Genomic DNA, 1740 nt, shown 5'->3' with positions numbered 1-1740 from the left:
GGCCGCAGCGCGCCGGGCGCCGACGACGCGGCGCCCGCATTGCTGGCACAGATCGCCACCTGGGCCAACGCCGGCAACAGCGAAGAGGCCCGTGCGGCGTGCGAGCGCTACCTGCAGCAGTTCGAGCCCCACGCGCAGGTGTTCTACTGGCTGGGCTTGCTCAGTGATACCGCAGGTCAAGGCACGCAGGCGCTCAACCATTACCGCAAGGCCCTGTACCTGCAACCGCAGCATCCCGAAGCGCTGGCCCACCTGGCGGCACTGCTCGCCTCCCAGGGCGACGTGGTCGGTGCGCGGCGCCTGCAGGAGCGCGCGGCGCGACGTGAACGCAGTGATCGGGAGCCTGAACAATGAGTGGGCCAGGGGAACTGGGCGTGATGGCCAATGAGGTCGAGGCCATCGACGATTGCTGGAACCGTATCGGCGTACATGGCGACAAGCGCTGCCCGCTGCTGGTCGAACATATCCATTGCCGCAACTGCCAGGTGTATGCCGCCGCGGCGACACGCCTGCTCGATCGCTATGCCCTGGCCCAGGACGCGCACGAGCAGCGCCGGTGCAGGCGCCGGTGTGTGCCGGGCGTTCGCTGTTGCTGTTTCGCCTGGGCGAGGAGTGGCTGGCGCTGGCGACGCGCTGCCTGGTCGAGGTGGCGCCGCTGCAGTCGGTGCATTCGTTGCCGCATCAGCGCTCACGTGTGCTGCAAGGCGTGGCCAACGTGCGCGGCGCACTGGTGCCGTGCCTGTCGCTGGCCGACTTGCTGGGGCTGGAGGCGGGTAGCCCGCTGGCGGTCTCGACGCGGGTGATGCCGCGCATGCTGATCCTCGCGGCCAGCGGTGGCGCGGTAGTGCTGCCGGTGGATGAAGTGGAGGGTATCCATGCGCTTGACCCGCACCAGCTGGCCAGCGAGTCGGCCACCGCTGCGCGCTTTACCGAAGCGGTGCTGCAATGGCGCGGGCGCAGCGTGCGCGTGCTGGACGAAGAACAAGTGTTGTCTGCCGTGAACCGGAGCCTGTCATGACCCCAGAGCAAATGCGCGATGCTTCGTTGCTCGAGTTGTTCAGCCTGGAGGCCGAGGCGCAGACCCAGGTGCTCAGTGCCGGCCTGCTGGCCCTGGAGCGCAATCCGACCCAGGCCGACCAGCTTGAGGCCTGCATGCGCGCCGCCCACTCGCTCAAGGGCGCGGCGCGCATCGTCGGCGTCGATGCTGGGGTCAGCGTTGCCCACGTGATGGAAGATTGCCTGGTCGGGGCTCAGGAAGGGCGCCTGCGTTTGCGCCCCGAGCACATCGATGCATTGCTGCAGGGCACCGATCTGCTGATGCGCATCGCCACGCCGGGGGATGCGTCGATCGAGGCCGCCGTGCAGGCGTTCCTGGTGCAGATGGCGGTATTGCTCGACCCGAGCGCCGTCGCCGGCCTCCCGCTTGCACCGCTCCCGAGCGCGCCCGCCGAGCCCGCGGCTGCGCCAGTGGCAGCGGCTGAAACCGAGCCCGAGCCCGAATTGCCGGCCGAACCGGCGCCCCGGGGCAAGCGTCGCGAAGGCGGCGAACGGGTGCTGCGGGTGACCGCAGAGCGCCTCAACAGCCTGCTCGACCCTGTCCAGCAAGTCGCTGGTCGAAACCCAGCGCCTCAAGCCTTACCTGGCCACGTTGCAACGCCTCAAGCGCATGCATGGGCAGAGCATTCGTGCCCTTGACACGCTCAAGGCCGAGCTCGACAGCGGTGCAGCGCCCCGAGGTGC

Annotated in this window: 1 protein-coding gene and 2 pseudogenes; all 3 read left to right on the top strand. The window is 69.1% G+C overall.

Annotated elements, in window-relative coordinates:
* On the top strand, positions 1 to 354 hold a 354-nt coding region (locus tag G3436_RS26715; RefSeq protein ID WP_243667352.1), incomplete at its 5' end, for a tetratricopeptide repeat protein.
* Positions 351 to 1018, top strand: a pseudogene (locus G3436_RS26710) (chemotaxis protein CheW). The gene G3436_RS26715 and the pseudogene G3436_RS26710, both read left to right, overlap by 4 nt.
* A pseudogene (locus G3436_RS26705) lies at positions 1015 to 1740 on the top strand (Hpt domain-containing protein); the annotation flags it as partial. The pseudogenes G3436_RS26710 and G3436_RS26705, both read left to right, overlap by 4 nt.

This window comes from Pseudomonas brassicae, from assembly GCF_010671725.1.
Taxonomy (GTDB): domain Bacteria; phylum Pseudomonadota; class Gammaproteobacteria; order Pseudomonadales; family Pseudomonadaceae; genus Aquipseudomonas; species Aquipseudomonas brassicae.
This window is presented reverse-complemented; position numbering and strand designations above follow the sequence as displayed.